We start from the raw sequence: 21,913 nt of genomic DNA, 5'->3' as shown, positions 1-21,913 counted from the left end.
TTAAAAAAAATCCGGACTGAACCAAAAGCAAAAAAATTTTTTACGCCGATTTACAAAAAATCCTGTCACATTCGCCATACTTCAGGTGTCTTCTTGTTAAACCAATAACATTATGGCACTACGTATTCCAAAAGCAGCGCTCCCTGCCGATCTCAGGGAAAATATGATTTTACAGGTTGGTGCTGTGCCCGAGCCGGTGGAGGTAGCATGGCACAACCCTCCAGTAGCAGAAGCCAGCCTCGAATTCGGGCATAAAGCAGGTCAGTGGAAAACAGTTGACGAACGCCTCAAAACATTTGCCCATATGGCTGTTGCCGCACAGATTGGCTGCAGCTGGTGCCTTGACATCAATTATTTCATGGCGCAAAACCAGCAGCTGGACCCGGTGAAGGCCAGCCAGGTGCCCTGCTGGCGGGAATCGGACGTATTCGACCCGCTGGAACGGGAAGTACTGGAATACGCCGAAGCCATGACCAATACGCCAACGACCGTGACCGACGAGCTGGCAGCGAGCCTGCTGCGGCAGCTTGGCCCGGCAGCGCTGGTGGAACTCACCGCCCTTATTGGCTTTGCCAATTTCGCTTCCAGGATTAATACCGCCCATGGCATCAAGTCGCAGGGATATGCCGACTCCTGCGAGATCCCACTGGCTAACCGTGTCGGGAAAACCGGCCTAATATCCAAATTATGACCAAAGACCCGTTCATCATACATCGCAGCCTGATATTCACTGTGGCTTATGAGATGTTAGGTTCCGCCGCAGATGCAGAAGATGTGGTACAGGAAGCCTGGCTGCGATGGTCTAATGCCGATCAAACGCAGGTACATGATCCGCGGGCCTACCTGGTCAGGACCGTCACCCGGGTGGCGCTTAATCACATGCGCACCTTGTCACGCCGCCGCGAGGAATATGTGGGCGAGTGGCTCCCGGAACCGTTGCTGACAAGCGCTGATATGGGCGGGGACTTTGAACTGAAGCAAAACATCTCTATGGCGATGCTGATCGTACTCGAAACACTGGGACCAACGGAGCGGGCGGTCTTCATACTTCACGATGTCTTCGGTATGCCGCATGGCGAAATTGCCGAAGCCATCGGGAAGTCTGTTGCCGCTGTCAGGCAGATTGCCAGCAGGGCGCGGCAACATGTGGCGGCCAGGCAATCGCGGAAACAGGTCAGTCAAACAGAGCAACGGGCCGTTGTAGAACGTTTTCTTTCCGCCCTGCAAACCGGGCAGCTGCAGCAACTGATGGAAGTATTAGCCCCGGATGTAGTCCTGACAGCCGATGGTGGCGGGCTGGTACCTGCTGCCAAAGCGCCGGTACATGGCGCTGCGCGCATAGCCGGATTGCTGGTGCAGCCCAACCGGCAGGTATCAGCAACCTGCGTGTGGCTTAACGGCGAACCTGGTGCCCGTATTGACATCGATGGCGCCACCGCCGCAGTGAGCTTTGAAGTGAAAGACGGGCTGATAACCCGGATCTATGCAGTTGCCAACCCCAGGAAACTGACGCGGCTGGACAGGTTGGTGGAGCTTTCCCGATAATGCATTTACGCCAGCAGCAATGGTTCTGTGGAGAAATTGCGATATACCCTGCCCCGGCCATAGCCATCAGGGTTTACACATACAGGTTTCCTGCGGTTGCGGAAAAACACCTGTCTCCCGAGGTAAATGGCACGCTGAAGCAGGAAATTATTCAGCAGGACAGGGGAGGTGACGCGGTAAAAGAGGCGGTTATCTGCCGTCAGCAACGTATCCTTATCCTGAAGGGTCAGTTGCAGGTAAGCCCTTCCGTTCTCCTTATACAACCGGATATCGTTTTCCCGGATTTGATAAGTGCCTGCATACCGCCTTTTAGGATGGATGTCGTCCTGTGTACTTTCGTAGTGCAACAGGTCACGGTCAACAAAGAACCGTTCAAAGGTAAAATCATTTTGCAGGCAGATCACTTCCGATGTTTGTTCACAATAATGCCCTACCAGCAGATCTCTGATCTTCGATGTGGTGAACCCGGAGGCGATGCGCAGCGTATCATCGTGCCGGATGGCCTGCAGATAGGCAGGGTCGCGGATAATCACTTTTTTCCTTCCCAGTGCCAACAGCCGGCTTTTGAAGTCCTGGTCTTCATAACCATAGTCCATTACCCGCTCATCATAGCCGTGCAGCCGGCGGAAGTCTTCTTTTTTCAGGCAAATACGTCCTTGTACATCCCACCATTTTTTTCCCGGGCCGATGCCGGCAGGGGAGAGGAAGGCCGCCGGTTCTTCATTGAAAGAACGGTTCACATATGCTGCAAAGCCTTTGCCGGCGTAGTTATCTGCGTCTATACTACAGAGGATATCGCCTGATGCCAGGCGGAAGGCCATGTTTTTGGCGTGGCTCATGTGGAAGTATGCCGGTTCCGGATTATGGTAATACACGAGCAGACCAGATTCGATGTATGTCCCGAGCGTTTGTAGTACCCATTCATGGAGATCATCAGCAGAACCATAATTAAGCAACACAAATTCCAGCGGGCGGTATCCTGCATTATCCTGTATGTTCCGCAGCAGGGTTTCTTTCAGGTGCATAGTACGGTTCATACACACCGTACAGCAGGATATTTTATGTTCCAACATGTTCTTTAATGGATGAGGTGTACGAGATCATAACATTCCCGCAGGCTGATTGTTTGAGGGGCTTGCAAAAATGTGAAGTTATCATTAACTTCCTGAGAGGTTCCACGATATACCTCCGTGCTGCTTTAGTTTTGCAGCCTTTATATGATTTCTTTTCAACCATTTAATTAACATCCTATGAAGCTTCACGCTTATCATTTTCCGCTGGCGTTGTCCCTCTGTCTGGCTGCCTGCAGCAAAAACATGACAGACCAGGCCGCACCCGGCGACAAAGCCTCACAACAGCAGACCGCCAATGCAGCCACGCTTGCCGCCAGTACGGTCACCTTCACCGACGAGAGCAGCTTCGTTAACAGCCTGTCGTCTTATGGATTTAAAACACCCGATCAGCTGGACCTTAACAGGGTAGCGTCTACCAGCGGTTACAACACCGTGTATGGTTTCAATATCCCGGCAGCCAACCAGGTAACCGGTTTCAAATGGAACAGCGGTGACGAACAAACGCAGGAATGGCGCCCACAAGGCATTACCGGCTTTTCCCGGGGAGGCAGGAAATTTCTGCTCGTAACATGGTACGGTGTAGATCCCGGTACCATCGCTGGTATTAACAATCAGCATAAAGGTGTCCGCATTTCCCTGGTAGACATCACCAATATGGCCAACATTACCTACCGTCATATTCTGCTGGTGCAAAACGCCGCCAATATGTCCAACTCCGCGCTGTATAAGGCTTCCAATCCCTATACGCAGCTGGACGCTTTTTGTCCGGTTACCATTCATGCAGGTGGGGTGGCCTACTACGCCGGCAAGATATATGTTGCCGATACCAATCTGGGCATCCGGGTTTTTGACCTCGATACTTTTGTACCTGCCGCCGGCGACGCCACCGAAACACGTATCGGCAAAGAATCCAACGGTGATCTCAAAGCATTTAACTACGCCTATATATTGCCACAGACAGGCTACTATAAAATCACGAACGCCAAGCCGTTTTCCTGTATAGAGCTGGGCGAAGGCGCTACTCCCGCAGATAAATACCTGTGGACATCCCAATATATCACCTCTTCAGAAACCGCCACACCACAGGCTTTCGGCTTCCCGATCAATGCAGCCGGGCAGGTGAGCACTACCACGCAGCCGACAGTTATTGTTCCCAAAGACAATGATAGCGGCAATGTTTACGGCATACAAGGCGTTTTCCGGGCAGGCAACAAAACGTTCATGACCATTACCGGCACCAGCTCTTACCTGGGATCTACCGCCCGCCTGGTACGCTACAATGACGGCACCGCCGCCGGTACCCGCTACCGCTGGCCTCACGGCGCAGAAGATCTCTTCCGCGATAGCGCTACCGGTTACCTGTGGAACCTCACAGAATATGAAACAGCCAAATACGGTCAGGATAACAGGGTAGTATTTGCCGTGAGACTGTCTGATTATGATTGATGGATTAAATTCTCCCATAGATAATAAAAAGCATATCGTTCTACCGATATGCTTTTTTGTTTATTATCCCATATTTTTATCATCTGATATTCGTACAGCCGGGAACGTAGTATCATGCAAAGTTTATAACAGAAACTGATTTTGTTTCTTCAGACATACTTTCGTATATTAGATTACTGTACTTAACTGCGCCAACAACCCAACAAACTCAAATAACCTGGTTTCACGTGTTAACCATGCCACTCATTTTTTCCTAACCACTCAAAATCCAAAAACATGAAAAAGAAAAAACCTGTACTGAACCCGAAACTGTTCCTCAACAAACTCACTATTACCGAATTATCTGTTGAACAGCAAGCCAAAGTAGCTGGCGGTGCCACGCTGGCAGCCGGTTGCGGTACCCTGGACACCCGCCGTCCGACGGATTGCAGCGCTACTCCCAACCACGCCTGCTGCTAACACACGGTAGCCTGTAGTTTAAGGTATATCCCGGCTCCGGGAGGTGGCTTGATTTGTCTTAACTCATCCATCTTCCGGACAGGGATATTTATGTCCGGTACTTTGTATTTTATGTATCTTCACGTATGTAGAAACGGAATTACCATGGACTTCAGGCTTATCCATCCTATTCAGCCACTGCAAAAATATATCCGTTATTTCTGGATGCTGGAACAGCATTCTTCGTCCACTGTAGAGAAGGACTTCAAAATCATGACTGACGGCATCCCCGGGATGATCTTCCAGCAGCATCCGGCAGCCTTCCGCGACCATTACCAGCAGCAATTGCCTCCGCTGTTTCTCTATGGTCCCAAGACACAGTATGCCAATATGCAGGTGAAAGGAACGTTCCTCAATGTAGGCGTCAGTTTCCATCCAGGCATACTGACAAGCCTCTTTCCCCTGACAGCCTACGATCTGACCAATCAGTATATCGATTTAGATGACCTGGTCCGCACATCTCTCAGCGAACAACTTTCTCATGCTACCACCTTCGAACAAAAGGTACAGGTATTGGAAAATTTTTTTCTGCGACAGCTAAATAAAAACGATACGACAGACGGAAAAACCGGATGGGCCATTCATTTATTGCAACAGGGGAAAACACTGCCACAGGTACAGTCGGCCCTCAATATCTCAGAACGCACGCTGGAACGGTATTTTAAACATCATATCGGTGTAACGCCGAAAATGTACGCCCGCATCTGCCGCTTTCAGTCGGCCCTGGAACTTATCAGGCAGTCCAACTTCGGATCGCTCACAGCCGTCGCCCATCTGCAACAATACTTTGACCAGGCGCATTTTATCAGGGAATTCCAGCTGTTTGCCGGCGCTTCGCCCAAACACTTCCTTCATAAGGCAAAGGAGCAACTGCCTAATTTTCCCGAATGGATGAAGTAGCTGTCGGTTTTTTACAATTCCGCTCGTTCACATCGTTCTAATTTTACATCATCTATCATCTCAAAAAAGATATAAGATGAAAAACGTCGTGAATTGGTTTGAAATCTATACTACAGACTTTAACAGGGCCAAAAAATTTTATACAGAAGTGTTTCAGACTGAACTAACTGTAACGCCTATACAAAGTGACCGGCATGCACATATGGACTATGCGCTTTTCCCCGGTAAAGAGGAGGGAAGCGGCAGCATGGGTGCACTGGTGAAACTGGATAAAGTAAGTCCCGGCCCCGGCGGAATACTGGTATATTTTGACACCAAAGATATCAACAGTGAACTGGGCCGCGTAACAGGCGCCGGAGGCAAAGTCCTTCAACCTAAGGTCAATATCGGCGAAGCCGGTTTTATCGCACTGATAGAAGACACAGAAGGAAATATTATTGGTTTACGTTCAAAAGCATAATGATGCAACAACCCAATTCCACTGCCGTACGGACAGCCCTCTGGAGAGCACTGCATGTACAACTAGATGCGCCGCCGCACATACTGGAAGATACTACCGGTCTTCAGCTGATAGCTCCCGGAGAAGATTGGCAACAACGTCCTGATATGGACCCCGTCTTCTCCAGAAGGGTACGGGCCGCCATGGCTGCCAGGGCCCGTTTTATAGAGGACCTGATTCTCCACGAAGCAGAGAAAGGCATCACGCAGTACGTCATCCTCGGCGCCGGTCTGGACACTTTCGCACAGCGCAATCCAGCCGTAGCTTCCCGCCTGCAAATATATGAGATCGACGGTCCCGATACGTTGGAATGGAAACGTCAACGGCTCATTGAAACAGGTCATCCTATTCCATCATCACTGCATTTCGTAGGTGTCGACTTTGAAAAGGGACAGTCCTGGTGGGACACGTTATTACAGGCAGGATTTAATCCAAACATCCCTGCCGTGATAGCCTGCACTGGTGTTACCCTCTATCTTTCCCGGGAAGCCATCAGCCAGATGCTACGGCAGGTGGCCGCCATGGCGCTCGGCACCAAAGCAGCCATCACTTTCCTGCTTCCGCAGGAACTGCTGGAAGAAGAAGACCTTGTCCTGCAAAAAGCATCCACCCAGGGCGCCAAAGCCTCCGGCAACCCTTTTATCAGCTTCTTTACCCCGGAACAGGTACTGGAACTGGCCAGGGAAAATGGTTTACAAAATGTGTCCATTGTATCACCGGCGGCACTGAAAGCACGCTATTTTTCCGGCAGGACGGATGGGTTGGCGCCGGCCAGCGGGGAGATGTTTTTAACGGCGGCGATAGGGGAGTATTAATGGGAATTATCAGGACACCTGGGAGCATCAACGTTCTAAATATCTCCGTGCTGTCCTGATACATCCATTTGCCAGCTCTTTTTCCAGAAACCCCGGCACTGCCTCTTTTGGGAAAGTAAAACTTTCTTCGTTGACGCTGAACGTTTTCAGCTCCGTTCAGTGATGCGTATAGAATTCCTTTATTAAATAAAAACAAAAAAACGTTTATTTGCTGATTTGTATGCAAGCACAATACATAACTCAGCTAACGCAACACTACCAACAATATTTTGGTGTGGAAGGGACAAAGACAATACTTGACAAAGGTCCCAGGGAAAAGCTTCACCCCGATTTCTATGTACTTGAAATACCTCCCAATAAGCGCCACGGCGTTTTTATCTATTGTACGGTTGGCATGTCTGCCGACAGAACAGACGACAACCTGATCGAGCTGTTTGTATTCTCCCCAAAGTCCGACCCTAAATTAGTGGAGCTGTTAACCTACTGCGCTTCTTATCATAGAACCAGCCGTCCCCTGAATATCCACCATACTGTCAATGTAGGCCAACCGTGGCTGGATAGCTCCATCTGTGATCATGCCTTTATATCATTGCCTTATCTCGACGGGAATAGTCTGGAACTTTTTAATTTTGGAGGAGATGAAATTCATTGCTACTGGCTTATTCCCATAACAAAAGCAGAAAGGGATTATAAGGTTGAAAATGGTTGTGAAGCGTTGGAACGGTTGTTTGAGGAGGGGGAGTTGGATTATATAAATCCGGAGCGGGGGTGTTTGGTTACTGGTAAAGGTCGTATTATTAGAAGTTCGTCTCTGTGATTACGTTTTAATCGTTGTTAAATACAATCAATAGTTGTGCTTGTGCCTAATTCCAGTGGCAAACCAGTTAATGTCATTTGACATGTTTATCTTCAGATGCTACATTCATTAATTCAGTTAAACTTATTGAAAATGGCAATTTAGATCTAGGGCTGTACTTTTTCAATTTACCAATCTGCCAGTTTTTTCCATCAAGTTCTTTCTCTAATTTATTATCAATTGCAAACACTAAATAGAAGGCTTGAGTTGGATTAGTTGGATATCTCTTGCGTTGAAGATCCTTTTTTGTAAAAATTCTGGGGCCCGTTTTTTTCAGCTTATAAAGCTTGGCGCTTTCTTTTGAACTACTTGTATAAAGTAACAAATACTTCGCGCCCACCTCTTCATGACGAAGAGGCAAAGAACCTTCTGAGTTGGTAATCCTTGTATTATATAATTTATTTTCCTCGATCCAATTTAAGTGTTCCTGATTCTTATAATAACCGACCAAGACAAAGGTTTCATCAGGCACAAGCATCCTATTGATATCTGATAACTCAGGTAGAGGTTTATCTACAACGTTAATTTTAGTTTCCTTGTATATCTCATATACTTTGGATGCAATTTTTTCTCTTTGAGACGCTCTATTAATAAAGTGGTCAACAAGTCTGTATAAGAATCCCTTCAATTCACTTATACCATTTCCCCTATCTGAAGGGGCTATCGGAAATGCCCCAATCCCGGGCAAGATCTCATGGTATCCATTGATTTCTCTCGACTCTAAGCCCGGATAAAGGATATAAGCTCCGGCAGTTCTCCTTATCGCATCTCTATATGCATGCATCTTCAAGAGATCCTCCTTCTTGAAGGAGCCCTTATACGTTGTTTCACCAATTGATGAATCAATATCCATTTTAAAGAGCTCCAGCACATTGTCCACCTTATACTTCGCATCAAAATGTATGTGTGTTATCAGTTCCTGCTGCTCAGCAATCTTCTCACTTATACCATGTGGCCAAATACTCAGCGTATAGTCTGGCCTTAAATCAAAACTCCAACTCCCCCCTTCAGGATAGGGGCTTCGTCCCTTGAATGTTTTATTATAACTAAATTGGATATTTAGTTTTCTAATTTCATTTTCAAATACTCCAGATATAGTTAAAGAGGACCCTTTTTTTAACTTTAATCCCAACCCATCCTTAGTTTCCTCAATCAACTCATTAATATCAGGACTATTCAACTTAAAAACGTCAATTATTGTTTCCCTTAATTTAAAAAACACCCAATACTCATACAAGGTAGCTACATCCTTCTTTTCTCCCGAGTAAACATCTTCACCGCCATTCCAAAATAGCTTTGCTGCCAAATCAAACATAAGCCAAGCCCGCAACACCTCTCGATATCCTGACCTACGTTGCAAAACAGGGCTATTTAGTGGAATTGTTTTTAAATTCGCTACTTGTTTAAAAAGGGCATTGTTTAGATGGCTCTCGAGTTTACCAATTAGCTGTAATACCTCAACATATTGCTTATCACCTTTATTTAGTCGATCTCTATATTCAATACAAAAGAATAGAAACTGAGTTAAAGCATGTTTTACAAATCTATTTTCTGGGCTATCAACAGTTTCACTCTTATGATTAACTGTAATTACCGCAGGAGCGAAATATGGCCTTAACACATGAGAATCATCTCTTTGCGAATTTCCTTTTGCGAATTTTTCCGCTATCTGCTTTATAGATTTATTATTAATTCTCCTAATGCCGCAAATATCTTTTTGCACTTCAGCTTCAGTCCAGTTAGTAACCGGCGACAACTCAATTTTACTAATGGCACTATCAAATTCTTCCGATCCTATTATCGCTTTAATGAAAATAAACCGCTGATATAATGTTCTTGCATCTGAAGAAAAATTCGTCGTAAAATGTTGAGAAATGGGAGTATTTCGCTGCATTACAAGCTCGGTACATTTCTCCGCTATCTCTTCCAACATTATTCGATAGTCTTGTCTATAGCTAGTTTTTACTGATCTTACTTCCAAGTGTAGCTCAGCGCACTTCGTATTCTCTGCCACAGAAAAGATATCAATACAAAGCTTTCCAACGTAGTTATTAGGAGTAATTCTTCCTCCTGACTTTTCAGACCTAAATGTATGTACTACCCTGCTTATTTTTTCTAAATAATATCCATGAGTAATACTATACTCATAAGAACATCCTTCTAATATTTGCACTGTAGCCTCACCGAATTCTGTGGCCTCAAGCTGGTCTAATTCCCACAGGCACGGCTTTCCGTCCATCTCTGCTAATATCTTAACTGTAATATCGTGAACATCAGCAGTTATACGTATGATTATTTCTTTGTGCATATTTTTATGCTTCTGCAAAACTAGTAAAGCTGTTATCCATTAATCCTTGAAGCATTCTTTGTATTTTTCTATGGCTCAAGGGGTATTTCACTTTATTGTCTTCACTTATACATAGTTGAGTTAACATTTTCAATACAGGTTCAAGTTTTCTTCTGTTCCCATGCAACTTCGGTAGTAATTTTTGTATTACAGCGGCGTCAATTATTTGGTTTACATCCCACGAAGGTTCAATTTTGGCTACTATTCCAGCAAACCTTAAGATCTCAGATGCAGTTCTATAACCGAATTCTGCATGAACGTCTTCCAGTTTTTCAAAAAAAGAAATTAGCACTTTTATTAGCGCCTCTTTATTCTTAGGTTCTTCTATTTTCTCAGTAGCAAATCTAACGAAACTTTGAGCCATTAAGGCTCCTTTACTCTTTAATTGTTCTATTTCTAACCTACCTCCATTATTTTCCAAGTATTCTCTCATTTCATCTAGTGATACCTTAAACTCAATAACATTAGCTCTATCCAACACCTTTGGGCTAAACATATAAGTTGTCTCATCAATATTTACTGTACCAATTACAAAAAGGTTTTTCGGAAGCTTTATTTTTGCAGGGACCACGGCGGATTCGGCCCCAATACCCTTTTCTAAGCTATGTAAGTGAATATATTCACCAGATTCCATCGCACTCAGAAAATCAGCGAAATATCTTTCAACATGGCTCAAATTCATTTCATCCAGTATCAGAAAATAGGGATTTCCAGGGTCATCATTTGCATTTAATATTATGTTCAAAGCATTATTATCGGGGAGGATATAACTATTCTTCTCTAACGCATTAGGGTATCCCAGCAACGGATCGCGGTTTGTCCAGTCTGCCCCAACGGGTATCACACAAACCTGACGTTCACTATTGCTTATCCACTTACAAAAGGCCAGAGCAAGCCGAGTTTTCCCGGAACCGGACAAGCCAGTTAAAATAACAAATGGTTTGGTACAAAGAGAGCAAATAAATCTTAATATCTGTTCTTTGGAAAAGCTCAAGTGTGCTGCACTTAGACTTGCAATAAGTTCTTTGTAATCAAACGGCAACGCCTCCATGACGATTTTATTTTTCACCTTATTAGTCGAGGTAAGACCTTTATATTCATTAATCAGTTGCTCAAAATTTTTCCTTACTTGGTTTAAATCCAAACCGAAATTTTTCTTATTTTTATCTATATTATAATGGCTAAAAATCAACGAGGATCCATATCTTGGCGGTTTTTCACCATAGGTCTTATAAAAGAAATTTTGAATGGTCTCTGCACTACTCATCCATCTATCGACAGGATCATTAGTTTCACTAATCCCATAAGCTAAGATAAGAAGCTGTTGTCGCCTATAATAAAGGAAAACGGGATATATTCCTTTTGTAACCTCTTGGTCCTCTCTTAAAAAAGCAATCCAGGGAACCCTTGCAACATTACCAGCGCCAAAGCTAACTTCTAACTTCAGTCCATCATAAGATTTATCATAGAAATGCGTTTTAAGATCTACAATTGGTGCACTTGCCTGTGTCAAAAACATAAGTAATGTTCGCAAAAAACTATCATTCTTTTCTTGAATAACAAACCCATTCTTCCTAAGGAGTTCGAAACAGGGTGTCCCTTCTCCTCCTGCAAAACTATTCCTATCAAGCACCTGTCCATTAGCAAAATAATTCGCATATGAAACGATAAGTTTAGGAGGATATGCCTTATCACGGAACACAACATCATAATGCGTTGAAGCGCCATGATCAGGAATACCTTCTTTATCAATTCTGTCGATGGCCTTTAATAAATGGGTTTTTTCAATATTTTTTGGGAAAGGCATTTAATGGAATTTTAACTATTACTACATGAAAGATAATAATATTTTCACATTGCAATTCCCAAAATCAAATTGAGCATCATTTTTAAGCCAATCATGGAAGGGGTACAGATATTTTAGAAGAAATGCGCGTCTAACAAAAAAAGACCTTTATAAGCGCCTTTCTTAATTTGAGAACCTAACATACCTTATATCAAATACTTGCGAACATTTCAATATGATCCATGTTTGGCGCCAGGCTCTTCTGCGTGAATTAATATACCATACTGTTTGGGCTGGAATCATCCAACAACAACCCCTTCATCTTTCCAAATGCGCAAGAGATTCTTTATGAGATAATCAAAGTATTTGTTTGAGCCCAGGTTGGTGGAAACATTAGACTGCCCGATCCAAAAAGGCTCCTGCAGATTTGATTTGTCCAGCAGGTAAAACGTTTCCAGTTGATTGGTGAACTCTTTCCGGCCATAGCGATTGGGGGCGAGGAGCGGGCCTAAAAGTACCAGGGAGGCTGCTCTTGGCAATGGCTTATTCGGGTTCTTCGTCACCGCATGGTCTTCCACTTCTTTTGGCGCCACCACCAGCACAGCATCATGTGGATACATGGCCGAAGCCTTGGCGATATTCTCATCAGTGCAGTATTCTATCGTACCGAGATGCACGACCGAAGTCTGAAATGATTTGTTGCGGAATTGCTTATCCAACGCATATTTCATATCCTGACCAATCTTGCGGGTGGACATAGGCCCGGCTGTGATGATCAGCAGACTGCCGATCTTACGGGCGGCGGCGTTCTCCCTGATTTCATTCAGGACAAAATCATGGCCCTGGGCCAGAGTAGGAATTACAGGGACTAATAGCCAAAGTAACAGTAACAGGCGCTTCATAAGTTATAGGAAAATAGAGGGAAGATACATTTTTTTGTATTGTTCCAGCATCCTGCCATAGTAAGTTTCCTGTTCCCTGCAAGTATTTAGACTACTCCCGCGAACGCCCGCTATCGAAAAGCATAGCAGCACTGCAGCCGGTTTGCACTATCGGTAAGATTGACTATAAAAACGAAAGTAAGCGTAAATTTATGCGTATAAATTTCGTACGACCGTTCTATTTATGAAGGAAAAAATCACTTAAATTTTGTACCTTCAGTACTGTTTAATTTTCCAGCAAAGAAACCCTATTAACCCAGCTAATACTAAAACCCTCATCTTTCAATCCATACTACCATTACATTTTCTTAACCCAAATTTGTACGCTCATGAAACCATTAGCCTATTACTTCACCTCTTTATTAATGATCCTATTGTTAGCCTGCCAGAAAAAAGACAACAGCCCTTCTCCACGGAATGTCTCAGATAACATCATTTCAAAACTACAGGCAGCGGGCTTCCATACCAGCGAAGGCTTGCAGAAATATAAAGACGGCTACCTCGTGGAATATGATATCTTTCTTACAGAAAAACAGATCGATGAACTGGCCGCCAATCCTGTAAACTCCAAGGTAAAAGTGGAGCATTACAGGAGTACCAATACCGTTCCCGGGCCACTCCGGACAATTTATGTGTATATAGATCCTGCCTTCGACGCCTATATGCAGGACGCACTGGACAAAGCTCTGGAGAGATACAATGCGCTCAACATCAGCATAAGGATGATCCGCACGCCAGACACCAGGGCTGAAATAAACATACTGGCATTCCATGAGGTAAGCAACGTACTCGGCTATAGCGCCGGGTTCCCCTCAGGCGGAAACCCCGCAAGCCCCATTAAACTAAACACCTATTACTACAACGGCACCTCCCAACGTGCAGATGCCATCACCACCATAGCGCATGAGATAGGGCATGCCATAGGTTTCCGCCATACCGATTACATGAACCGGGCCTTTAGCTGTGGCACTGGCGGCAATGAAGGTACAGCCGGCGTTGGCGCAGAATACATCCCCGGCACGCCAAGCGCCCCTTCCGCTAATTCCTGGATGCTGGCCTGTTCCAACAATACGGACCGTCCTTTTACTGCTGAAGACAAAGTAGCGCTGACAACAGTATATCCCGGCCCCCCGGCATGGGTACGACTCAAAAACAGATGGACCAACGCCTACCTCTACGACGACAACGGCATAGTACGATACAGCAGCACCGCTCCGGACGACCGCTACAAATGGAACCTGGAGAAAATAAACGGATATACACGCATCAGGAATGTATCGTCCGGGAAATACATAAACATTGAACACGGCTATAGCTATGTGGAATGTATACTACTGCCGATCTCTTACGGAAGTGCCTATTGGGCGTTTGAATACACCGACGGCTATATCCGGCTGAGAAACCAGTGGAAAGGCGGTTACCTTAACCTGGAGAGCCAAAACGGTACCGCGCAAAACACAGATGTACCGGCCTATTTTGTAAGTAGCCAGTGGATAGTGGCGCAATAGTGCCAAACCATTAAATGGTGGATGAAAAGATGACGTTGTTGTAAATCGCTTTCTGCTTAGTTGGCAGAAGGCGTTTTATTTTTACGTCTATACGTAGCCAGAACAAAAATAAAAAAGGCAACCATTGCTGATTGCCTTTTTCTTTTTCGCTCCCCCTGCTGGACTTGAACCAGCGACCCTCTGATTAACAGTCAGATGCTCTAACCAACTGAGCTAAGGAGGAGTGTTTCCCGTATCGTTTGTGCGATTTGGGATTGCAAAAATAGGTAAAATTTCATTTTTGCAAAATCTTATGACCACTTTTTTTAAAAATTTTTCTAAAAAGTTTTAAACCCAGCTACCATAAAGGGTTTCAGGGAGACACTTTTTTAACCCTGACCAGCATTTTTTCTCCGAGGGCACTGGCACGCGTAGCTTTCCGCACAAAAGGCATGTCCAGTTTGCTGATATAAAAATGAGGAAAGCGGTGAAGCAACGTGTAGTCATATCCTTGCTCGCGCAGACTCGCTAACCCTTCGGGCGTGGTGAAGACAACGCCTTCAACAGCGGTGTCGGTGCGGGGAACCGGTGCGTTCAGGTAGTATTCGAAAGAATAGGAGTTGTGCTGATACAGCGTCACAGGCACGCCGGGAATAGTGGCATTGGCATAACGCGCCGCCTCGCTGCCGCTCTGGTACTGCATCATATCGGGATATAGGATAGTATTGATATAAAGGTTCAACAGGATGCTCATGGCGACAGTCCGGTAAAACACGGCCTCTTTGGTGCTTTTGTCGAGCCAGTAATGCAGCAGCATATATAAAACGACGAGCGCTGCGATGGGTACCAGCCACGCATATCCCATGGCCGGCTTATACAACAGGTCCAATACTACGCCGGCTATCGCCAGCAGGATGATGATGGTATACTGCGTGGTACGGAAAAAACGAAGCCCATTGGCGGTATGCAGCGACAGGATATAGTGTGCGGTAAGGATGGCAAAAAAAGGAAAAATGATATTGAGATAATGGGGCAACTGGAAACGCGATAGCGAAAACAGTATAAAAGTAGCGAGTGCGCCGCAGATACAATAGTATTCCGGCTGCTGCTTCCATTTGCGGAAAAACATGATCACGGCGGCATACAGCATCACCGGCCAGGGCAGAAAAGCCCATAGCAGCGTGTGAAAGAAGAAGAATGGGTCTCCTGCGCCTTTGATAGGCCCGGTATTCATAAAACGCCCAAACTGGCTGTCCCAGAAAAAGAAACGCAGTCCGGACACCCCGGTATGACCGAAGACGATCTTCTCCGGATGCAGGTCAAACTGCTGGTAGAGAGCGTATAATTCCGGCATGATGAACAATGCGATGAAGGCCAGCGCTACCAGCCATTGCCAGCTGAACACCAGTTTCCACTGGCGGGTAAACAGTAAATGTCCGCCGATGGCGGCACCTATCGGCACCAGCGCGAAAATGCCTTTGGTCATGATAGCACAGGCGGTGAACAGCGCGCCCAGCAACAGATGATACCGCCATGGCCGCAGCACGCTCTGATAAAAATGATATACTGCGGCGATGATAAGGCCCGTCAGATAAGGCTCTGCCCGCACGTCATTGTTGGAGATAACAAGATGTTCTGCGGTAAGCAGGATACACACGGCCCAGCGGGCACTGTTGTCGCCGTAAAGGGAAAGCGCAAAACGGTAGGTATACCAGGCGCCCATCAATAGAAAAAGGATGGCCGGTAGTTTATACGACCACGTATGAAAGCCGAACAACTGAAAACTCAATGCGGCCATCCAGAAAGGGAAATGAGGCTTGTCCAGCCACTCATGGCCATCGGCGTAGAGGTTCAGGTAGTCATGTTTCAGCACCATGGTTTTGGCGATGCCGGCATAGAGTGCGCCATCGGGCTCCAGAATGGGTACCTGAAGGGCGCTGAACTGTAATAAAGCCAGCAGGAAAACGATAAACACCCAGATCTGCTTCTCTGAAAAGGCAAACGGGCGAACAGTTGCAGGTAACGGTAACATGAGCAAAAGTTACGTTCATCCGTTGACGGATAAAAACCTGCGGGGGGTAATTAACAAAAAGATAAACCGGCTGTCACCACAGCCAGCCACCGCTCTTTTCCATTCCTACGTAAGGGCCGTCCTCCCGCTGTTCTATGGGATAGGTTTTAAGATAATATCCTTCGCCGCTGCAGTTATGGCCATTTTTCATGCTGAACTTATAGCGGTGTATCGGGCACACCACATTACCGGCTGCATCGATGAACCCATCGGCCATGATGCCGCCGGCATGCGGGCATTTATGAGCAAAAGCGTACAGTTGGCCCTGGTGCAGGGCAACACTGATCATCTTTCCGTTCACTTCCTGTGCACGGATCGCATTGTCGGCAAGTGGCAAATATCCTTCGTCCAGTTTATGCCAGGTGTACTTTTTGGCCATTAATAGAAAAATTCTGTTTTGTAGGGATAACGTTCTCTGTACAGTTGGGCTACCTTGTCCATAATGGTTTTGCGTAGCTCTTCCACATTACGTCTTTCCAGGGCGGCGATGAAAACGGTGTTGCCGTTGGTCTTGGTGTCCCAGTTCTGTTTGAGCGACTGCAGGATATCTTTTTTGATATCTTCTTCCAGCCATTTATCAAAAGTGTTGGCTTCGTACAGGTCCATCTTGTTAAAGACCATGATGGTAGGCTTGTCAAAGGCCTTCAGCTCCTGCAGTGTGCGGTTCACCACTTCTATCTGCTCTTCATATTGCGGATGGGAGATATCTACCACATGCAAAAGGATGTCACTCTCGCGGACCTCGTCCAGTGTGGATTTGAAGCTCTCTACCAGGTGATGGGGCAGCTTGCGGATAAATCCTACCGTATCGCTAAGCAGAAAAGGCGTTTGCTCAAACACTACTTTACGGGTAGTGGTATCAAGCGTGGCAAACAGCTTGTTTTCCGCAAACACCTCGCTTTTGCTGAGCATGTTCATGATGGTGCTTTTGCCCACATTGGTATAACCTACCAGCGCTACACGGATAAATTCGCCACGTTCCTTACGCTGGGTAAGGGACTGCTTGTCTATTTCAGCCAGTCGCTTACGCAACAGGGCGATCTTATCTTTTACGATACGACGGTCCGTTTCGATCTCCGTTTCACCAGGGCCTCTGCTCCCAATACCACCGCCCTGACGTTCAAGGTGGCTCCACATACCGCGCAAACGGGGCAGGATATACTGGTACTGCGCCAGCTCCACCTGCACTTTGGCCTGTGCTGTACGGGCGCGGCGGGCAAAGATATCAAGGATAAGGTCGCTGCGGTCAATTGTTTTTACCTTCAGTACCTTTTCGATATTGGCGATCTGCGAACCTGTCAGCTCATCATCGAAGATGACCAGTGACACGTCCCTGCTGGCGATATATTGGTGAATCTCTTCCAGTTTACCTTTACCCACAAAAGTAGCCCTGTCCGGATGGGACAGTTTCTGGGTAAAGCGTTTTAACGTGGTGGCACCGGCCGTTTCCGCCAGAAACACCAGCTCGTCCAGGAACTCCTGTACCTGCCGGTCCGTCTGGTCTTTAGTGATGACCCCTACAATGACGGCTTTCTCTTCTTTTTGGACGACTTGTTTTTTTTCTATCAAAGTGCTTAAAAATTTGCTGCAAAAATACTTGTTTTTACGCAGTTGATGCCGTCCATAAATTGTTTTTTCTATTATATGAAGATGACTGCCATCACTCCGTTCATCAGAAAAATACCTCAAACCAGCAGAATCAGCAGGTAGTTTCCTACATTTAGGTGATCCAAAACATCTTGCAGATCATGTACAAACCATTTTTACTGACAGGACTATTAATTTCAACTATGGCGACAGCCCAGGACAAAATGACGCCCGAATTGCTGTGGCAGCTCGGCAGAGTCAGCGGAGAGGCCATCAGCGCCGACGGGAAGACCGTTATCTTCAGCGTGTCACAACCCAGCCTGGCCGACAACAAGAGTGAAAGAAACCTCTATGCCGTTCCGCTGACAGGCGGCGCACCCAGACAACTGACCCAAACGCCCGGCGGAGAAGGCGATGTGGCCGTGCTCCCCGGTGGCAAAATTGGCTACTCCCTCAAAGGCCAATGGTGGGAAATGAATGCTGACGGCTCCAGCGCCGTACAGAAAACTAACGGGACCGGTGAAATGCAAAACATCAAAATTTCTCCCGATGGCAAACACATCATGTTTACCAAAGAGGTGAAAGTGAAAAAAATTTCCGGTGTAGACCACTACGCCGACCTCCCGAAATCCAACGTTCAGATCTACGATAACCTGAACTACCGCCACTGGGACACCTGGGAAGACGGCAACTTCTCCCACGTATTTTATGCTACCTATAACAATGGGGAGATAGGTACGCCGGTAGATATTATGGCCGACGAACCACACGACTGCCCGCAGATGCCGCATGGCGGAGCCGAAGACCTGATATGGAGCCCCGATGGCCAAAACATCCTGTATGTGTGCAAGAAAAAATATGGTAAAGACTACGCCATCAGCACCAATACAGACATCTACGAGTACAACATCGCTACAAAAGCCACCCGCAACCTCTCCGAAGGCATGATGGGTTATGATATGGCCCCCGCCTTCAGCCAGGACGGTAAATACCTCACCTGGCTCAGCATGGCCCACGACGGGTTTGAGGCAGATAAAAATGATGTCATTCTCCTGGACCGCGCTACGGGCGCCAAAACCAACCTCACCCAAAACTGGGACGGCACCGCTTCCGCTGTACGCTTCAGTAACGATGGCAAAAAAGTCTACTTCCTCGCCGTCCTGAAAGGCACAGAACAACTGCTGGAAATAGCCCTGCAGAAAGATCCGTCCAAAACAACGGACAAGCATATACGCCAGATCACCTCCGGTGATTTTGATATCAACGGCATGGTGGCACAGTCAGGCAACACCATGGTGGTGACCCGCACAGACATGAACCACGCGGCGGAACTGTTTACCGTAGACCTCCAGAAAGGCGGCCTGCAACAGCTGACCAACGTCAACAAAGGCACCTACGATAAAATAGGTTCCTGCAAAGTGGAAAAACGCTGGGTGAAAACTACCGACGGCAAAGAGATGCTCGTATGGGTGATCTTACCGCCGGACTTCGATCCCGCTAAAAAATATCCAACCCTGCTGTATTGCCAGGGTGGCCCTCAATCAGCCCTTTCCCAGTTCTATTCCTTCCGCTGGAATTTCCAGCTGATCGCGTCACAGGGTTACATCGTGGTAGCGCCCAACAGAAGAGGCATGCCCGGCCACGGCGTGGAATGGAATGCCTCCATCAGCAAAGACTGGGGCGGCCAGCCTATCCGCGACTACCTGAGCGCCATCGATGACGTAAGCAAAGAAAGCTATGTGGACAAAAACCGCCTCGGTGCCATCGGTGCCAGCTACGGCGGATACTCCGTATACATGCTGGCTGGCGTACACGAAAACCGCTTCAAAACCTTCATCGCCCACGATGGCCTGTTTGACCTGAAAAGCTGGTACGGCACCACCGAAGAACTGTGGTTCGCCAACTGGGACATCGGCGCTTACTGGGACCCTGCCAATGCAAAAGCATATAAGGACTTCAATCCCAGCGAACACGCCAACAAATGGAACACGCCCATCCTGATCATCCAGGGCGGTATCGATTTCCGCGTGCCCATAGAGCAGGGCCTGCAAGCCTTCCAGCTCGCGCAGCTGAAAGGCATCAAAAGCAAACTGCTCTATTTCCCTGAAGAAAACCACTGGGTGTTAAAACCACAGAACGCCATCGTATGGCAACGGGAATTCTTCAACTGGCTGAAAGAAACACTTTAAACAATTACGAATTAGGAATTACGAATTACGAATTAAAGGCTTATTTTTAAAACGGTTATTTAGTGACCTTTCTATAATTAAACCCTTCATTCGTAATTCGTAATTCCTAATTCGTAATTATTATGACCTCCCTGTTATTGGAAACCGCCAATGGCGTGGCCACCATCACGCTCAACCGCCCGGAAGTTTACAACGCATTCAATGATCCGCTCAGTTATGAACTACAGGACGCCCTCAAACAGGCAGAGAGAGACCCCGCGGTAAGGGTAGTGGTGCTGACAGGAGCAGGCAAAGCCTTTAGCAGCGGACAAGACCTCAAAGCGTCTATGGAAGCGGGGAAACGCAACCTGAGCGAATCGTTGCACAAACGCTACAATCCTATTATCCGCGCTATCCGTAACATGCCAAAGCCGGTTATTTGCAAACTCAATGGCGTGGCCGCCGGCGCAGGGTGCTCCCTCGCACTGGCCTGCGATATGATCATCGCCAGCGAAGCTGCCACCATGATCGAGATCTTTGTGAACATCGCGCTGGTACTGGATTCCGGCTCCTCTTATTTCCTGCCGCGCACCGTAGGCTACCACCGCGCTTTTGAACTGGCCACCAAAGCCTCTAAAGTCACTGCTGCGGAAGCCCTGCAAATGGGACTGGTCAACAAAGTAGTACCGGCGGATGCACTCGATGCCGCCGTGGATGCCGAAGCCGCTTACTACGCCGCAGCCCCCACCAAAGCCATCGCGCTGATGAAAAAAATGCTCACCAAAGGCATGACAGAATCACTGGACGCTACGCTCGAATACGAAGCCTACTGCCAGGAAATTGCCGGTAACTCCACCGACAACCGGGAAGGCATCAACGCTTTCCTTGAAAAAAGAAAACCGGCATTCACCGGCAACTGATACCAAAACAATAAGCAATAAAAAACGGCCATGGTTTGATACAACCATGGCCGTTATATTTTTAACCCTGTGGACGATTACAGTCCGCTCAGGCAGATACCGATCTGATAAGGTCTGATATCCAGATCGCTGTTGTCTTTCAGCATCGGGTTCAGGGAATAGGCGCCAAACAGGGCGAAGTTGCCATAACCTACACGGGCAGTGGCAGAGAAACGCCATGGATTGAAAAAGCCTTTGTTGATGTCTTTATCCCAGTTTTTAGAACCGTTAGCACCGGTGTTGCGGCCTTTGGTATGTGCATTTACCAGGGTACCCACTTTTACGCCCAACGCTGCTTTAAAACCTTTGTTGGCATTGTCCGGCACACTGCGGTACCGCAGCTCAATAGGAATTTCCAGGTAAGTAGTGGCTACCTTGTATTTTTTATATGCATTGCTGGCAGGGAAAGAAGCCTTGTCCGGGCTCACTTTTCCGGAAATGTCAAAAGTATGGTCTTTCAGATATACCCCGCTGGTGCTGATACCCAAACCAGCCGCCACGCTCAGGGGAGACTTCTTGAACGGGAAATCGTACATCAACGCGATATTAAAGCCCCTGTTGAAACCTGTCTTGATACTATCAGGCGCACCAGCCCAACCATCATAGGACATCTGAATCATCAGAAAATCCCGGGAATGGGTGGCCCTGCTAACTGCCTTGTTCATGGGAGAACCGCCTTCCTGTGCAAATACACCCACAGCTACAGCTATCAGGCCAAGGGTAAAAATTATTTTTTTCATAAAATATTTTAATACTTAGGAAAAAGAATATTAGGCAAATATATTGGAATGATTGTAAAAGAATTGGTTAAAATATTCCCAACCACCTCCTTTTCGGCGCGAAAGTTACATAAAAAGTCATATTGATAACTCATATTCTTTACATGTGCCACTCCCAACAAATGAACAAGATGAACACCAATAATGCTTTTTTTT

General features: G+C 46.7%; 19 protein-coding genes and 1 tRNA gene. 11 read left to right on the top strand and 9 right to left on the bottom strand.

Annotated elements, in window-relative coordinates; genetic code table 11:
• Positions 1-112: 112 nt before the first annotated feature.
• Both ACTJJS_RS15940 and ACTJJS_RS15935 read left to right on the top strand, forming a co-directional pair.
• Complete coding sequence (locus tag ACTJJS_RS15940; protein WP_440664433.1) at positions 113-691, top strand: carboxymuconolactone decarboxylase family protein; 579 nt, start codon at positions 113-115, stop codon at positions 689-691.
• Complete coding sequence (locus tag ACTJJS_RS15935) at positions 688-1,545, top strand: RNA polymerase sigma-70 factor (RefSeq protein ID WP_440664432.1); 858 nt, start codon at positions 688-690, stop codon at positions 1,543-1,545. Before ACTJJS_RS15940 ends, ACTJJS_RS15935 begins: the two co-directional genes overlap by 4 nt.
• A gap of 5 nt (positions 1,546-1,550) precedes the next feature.
• Here ACTJJS_RS15935 and ACTJJS_RS15930 read toward each other — a convergent pair whose 3' ends face one another.
• Complete coding sequence (locus ACTJJS_RS15930) at positions 1,551-2,618, bottom strand: glycosyltransferase family A protein (RefSeq protein WP_440664431.1); 1,068 nt, start codon at positions 2,616-2,618, stop codon at positions 1,551-1,553.
• Positions 2,619-2,795: 177 nt separating this feature from the next.
• On the opposite strand from ACTJJS_RS15930, the gene ACTJJS_RS15925 reads away from it, so the two are divergent.
• The 6 genes from ACTJJS_RS15925 to ACTJJS_RS15900 all read left to right on the top strand — a co-directional run bounded on the left by ACTJJS_RS15925 (position 2,796) and on the right by ACTJJS_RS15900 (position 7,593).
• Positions 2,796-4,064 carry a hypothetical protein gene (locus tag ACTJJS_RS15925; protein WP_440664429.1) on the top strand — a complete coding sequence of 423 codons (1,269 nt, stop codon included), beginning with the start codon at positions 2,796-2,798 and terminating at the stop codon, positions 4,062-4,064.
• A 276-nt stretch (positions 4,065-4,340) separates the two neighbouring features.
• Positions 4,341-4,523, top strand: a complete 183-nt coding sequence (locus ACTJJS_RS15920) for a class I lanthipeptide (RefSeq protein WP_343744545.1) — start codon at positions 4,341-4,343, stop codon at positions 4,521-4,523.
• A 144-nt stretch (positions 4,524-4,667) separates the two neighbouring features.
• Positions 4,668-5,462 carry a DUF6597 domain-containing transcriptional factor gene (locus ACTJJS_RS15915; protein WP_440664428.1) on the top strand — a complete coding sequence of 265 codons (795 nt, stop codon included), beginning with the start codon at positions 4,668-4,670 and terminating at the stop codon, positions 5,460-5,462.
• Between the two features lie 76 nt (positions 5,463-5,538).
• A complete protein-coding gene (locus ACTJJS_RS15910) occupies positions 5,539-5,922 on the top strand; it encodes a VOC family protein (protein WP_440664427.1) in 384 nt (127 codons plus the stop codon).
• Complete coding sequence (locus tag ACTJJS_RS15905; RefSeq protein ID WP_440664426.1) at positions 5,922-6,776, top strand: class I SAM-dependent methyltransferase; 855 nt, start codon at positions 5,922-5,924, stop codon at positions 6,774-6,776. The genes ACTJJS_RS15910 and ACTJJS_RS15905 overlap by 1 nt, the downstream gene beginning before the upstream one ends.
• Positions 6,777-6,996: 220 nt before the next feature.
• Positions 6,997-7,593 (top strand): suppressor of fused domain protein, encoded by a 597-nt coding sequence (locus ACTJJS_RS15900; RefSeq protein WP_440664425.1) that lies wholly within the window; start codon positions 6,997-6,999, stop codon positions 7,591-7,593.
• A 73-nt stretch (positions 7,594-7,666) separates the two neighbouring features.
• On the opposite strand, the gene ACTJJS_RS15895 is transcribed toward ACTJJS_RS15900, so the two are convergent.
• From ACTJJS_RS15895 to ACTJJS_RS15885, 3 genes are all read right to left on the bottom strand, one after another.
• On the bottom strand, positions 7,667-9,940 hold the full coding sequence (locus ACTJJS_RS15895) for a DUF2357 domain-containing protein (RefSeq protein WP_440664424.1): 2,274 nt from the start codon (positions 9,938-9,940) through the stop codon (positions 7,667-7,669).
• Positions 9,941-9,944: 4 nt separating this feature from the next.
• On the bottom strand, positions 9,945-11,786 hold the full coding sequence (locus tag ACTJJS_RS15890) for an MrcB family domain-containing protein (protein WP_440664423.1): 1,842 nt from the start codon (positions 11,784-11,786) through the stop codon (positions 9,945-9,947).
• A 278-nt stretch (positions 11,787-12,064) separates the two neighbouring features.
• Positions 12,065-12,667 carry a hypothetical protein gene (locus tag ACTJJS_RS15885; RefSeq protein WP_440664422.1) on the bottom strand — a complete coding sequence of 201 codons (603 nt, stop codon included), beginning with the start codon at positions 12,665-12,667 and terminating at the stop codon, positions 12,065-12,067.
• A 368-nt stretch (positions 12,668-13,035) separates the two neighbouring features.
• Between ACTJJS_RS15885 and ACTJJS_RS15880 the strand changes: the two genes are divergently transcribed.
• Positions 13,036-14,214: a M57 family metalloprotease gene (locus tag ACTJJS_RS15880; protein WP_440664421.1), complete on the top strand. Its 1,179-nt coding sequence runs from the start codon at positions 13,036-13,038 to the stop codon at positions 14,212-14,214.
• Positions 14,215-14,363: 149 nt separating this feature from the next.
• On the opposite strand, the gene ACTJJS_RS15875 is transcribed toward ACTJJS_RS15880, so the two are convergent.
• The 4 genes from ACTJJS_RS15875 to hflX form a co-directional block, all read right to left on the bottom strand.
• Positions 14,364-14,437 (bottom strand) — tRNA-Asn (locus ACTJJS_RS15875).
• A 129-nt stretch (positions 14,438-14,566) separates the two neighbouring features.
• The gene (locus ACTJJS_RS15870) at positions 14,567-16,225 is read right to left on the bottom strand and encodes an ArnT family glycosyltransferase (RefSeq protein WP_440664420.1); all 1,659 of its coding nucleotides are present in this window, start codon (positions 16,223-16,225) and stop codon (positions 14,567-14,569) included.
• Between the two features lie 73 nt (positions 16,226-16,298).
• A complete protein-coding gene (locus ACTJJS_RS15865; RefSeq protein ID WP_440664419.1) occupies positions 16,299-16,643 on the bottom strand; it encodes a Rieske (2Fe-2S) protein in 345 nt (114 codons plus the stop codon).
• Positions 16,643-17,833, bottom strand: a complete 1,191-nt coding sequence (gene hflX / locus ACTJJS_RS15860) for a GTPase HflX (protein ID WP_168870701.1) — start codon at positions 17,831-17,833, stop codon at positions 16,643-16,645. The genes ACTJJS_RS15865 and hflX overlap by 1 nt, the downstream gene beginning before the upstream one ends.
• 179 nt (positions 17,834-18,012) lie before the next feature.
• Between hflX and ACTJJS_RS15855 the strand changes: the two genes are divergently transcribed.
• Positions 18,013-20,040: a prolyl oligopeptidase family serine peptidase gene (locus tag ACTJJS_RS15855; RefSeq protein ID WP_440664418.1), complete on the top strand. Its 2,028-nt coding sequence runs from the start codon at positions 18,013-18,015 to the stop codon at positions 20,038-20,040.
• Between the two features lie 122 nt (positions 20,041-20,162).
• Positions 20,163-20,939, top strand: a complete 777-nt coding sequence (locus ACTJJS_RS15850) for an enoyl-CoA hydratase-related protein (protein ID WP_343744555.1) — start codon at positions 20,163-20,165, stop codon at positions 20,937-20,939.
• Positions 20,940-21,016: 77 nt separating this feature from the next.
• Here ACTJJS_RS15850 and ACTJJS_RS15845 read toward each other — a convergent pair whose 3' ends face one another.
• On the bottom strand, positions 21,017-21,718 hold the full coding sequence (locus ACTJJS_RS15845) for a porin family protein (RefSeq protein ID WP_168870704.1): 702 nt from the start codon (positions 21,716-21,718) through the stop codon (positions 21,017-21,019).
• Positions 21,719-21,913 lie beyond the last annotated feature (195 nt).

The sequence above is a fragment of the Chitinophaga sp. 22308 genome (assembly GCF_052045305.1).
GTDB lineage: Bacteria > Bacteroidota > Bacteroidia > Chitinophagales > Chitinophagaceae > Chitinophaga > Chitinophaga varians_A.
The sequence above is the reverse complement of the archived record's forward strand: the minus strand, read 5'-3'. Positions and strand labels throughout refer to the sequence as shown.

Bases quoted from the DNA above. Each gene is read 5' to 3' on its own strand.
- ACTJJS_RS15925 (WP_440664429.1), top strand. From the start codon at position 2,796: ATGAAGCTTCACGCTTATCATTTTCCGCTGGCGTTGTCCCTCTGTCTG.
- ACTJJS_RS15910 (WP_440664427.1), top strand. From the start codon at position 5,539: ATGAAAAACGTCGTGAATTGGTTTGAAATCTATACTACAGACTTTAAC.
- ACTJJS_RS15940 (WP_440664433.1), top strand. From the start codon at position 113: ATGGCACTACGTATTCCAAAAGCAGCGCTCCCTGCCGATCTCAGGGAA.
- ACTJJS_RS15895 (WP_440664424.1), bottom strand. From the start codon at position 9,940: ATGCACAAAGAAATAATCATACGTATAACTGCTGATGTTCACGATATT.
- ACTJJS_RS15880 (WP_440664421.1), top strand. From the start codon at position 13,036: ATGAAACCATTAGCCTATTACTTCACCTCTTTATTAATGATCCTATTG.
- ACTJJS_RS15865 (WP_440664419.1), bottom strand. From the start codon at position 16,643: ATGGCCAAAAAGTACACCTGGCATAAACTGGACGAAGGATATTTGCCA.
- ACTJJS_RS15915 (WP_440664428.1), top strand. From the start codon at position 4,668: ATGGACTTCAGGCTTATCCATCCTATTCAGCCACTGCAAAAATATATC.
- ACTJJS_RS15905 (WP_440664426.1), top strand. From the start codon at position 5,922: ATGATGCAACAACCCAATTCCACTGCCGTACGGACAGCCCTCTGGAGA.
- ACTJJS_RS15885 (WP_440664422.1), bottom strand. From the start codon at position 12,667: ATGAAGCGCCTGTTACTGTTACTTTGGCTATTAGTCCCTGTAATTCCT.
- ACTJJS_RS15935 (WP_440664432.1), top strand. From the start codon at position 688: ATGACCAAAGACCCGTTCATCATACATCGCAGCCTGATATTCACTGTG.
- ACTJJS_RS15890 (WP_440664423.1), bottom strand. From the start codon at position 11,786: ATGCCTTTCCCAAAAAATATTGAAAAAACCCATTTATTAAAGGCCATC.
- ACTJJS_RS15900 (WP_440664425.1), top strand. From the start codon at position 6,997: ATGCAAGCACAATACATAACTCAGCTAACGCAACACTACCAACAATAT.
- ACTJJS_RS15855 (WP_440664418.1), top strand. From the start codon at position 18,013: ATGTACAAACCATTTTTACTGACAGGACTATTAATTTCAACTATGGCG.
- ACTJJS_RS15930 (WP_440664431.1), bottom strand. From the start codon at position 2,618: ATGTTGGAACATAAAATATCCTGCTGTACGGTGTGTATGAACCGTACT.
- ACTJJS_RS15870 (WP_440664420.1), bottom strand. From the start codon at position 16,225: ATGTTACCGTTACCTGCAACTGTTCGCCCGTTTGCCTTTTCAGAGAAG.
- ACTJJS_RS15845 (WP_168870704.1), bottom strand. From the start codon at position 21,718: ATGAAAAAAATAATTTTTACCCTTGGCCTGATAGCTGTAGCTGTGGGT.
- ACTJJS_RS15920 (WP_343744545.1), top strand. From the start codon at position 4,341: ATGAAAAAGAAAAAACCTGTACTGAACCCGAAACTGTTCCTCAACAAA.
- ACTJJS_RS15850 (WP_343744555.1), top strand. From the start codon at position 20,163: ATGACCTCCCTGTTATTGGAAACCGCCAATGGCGTGGCCACCATCACG.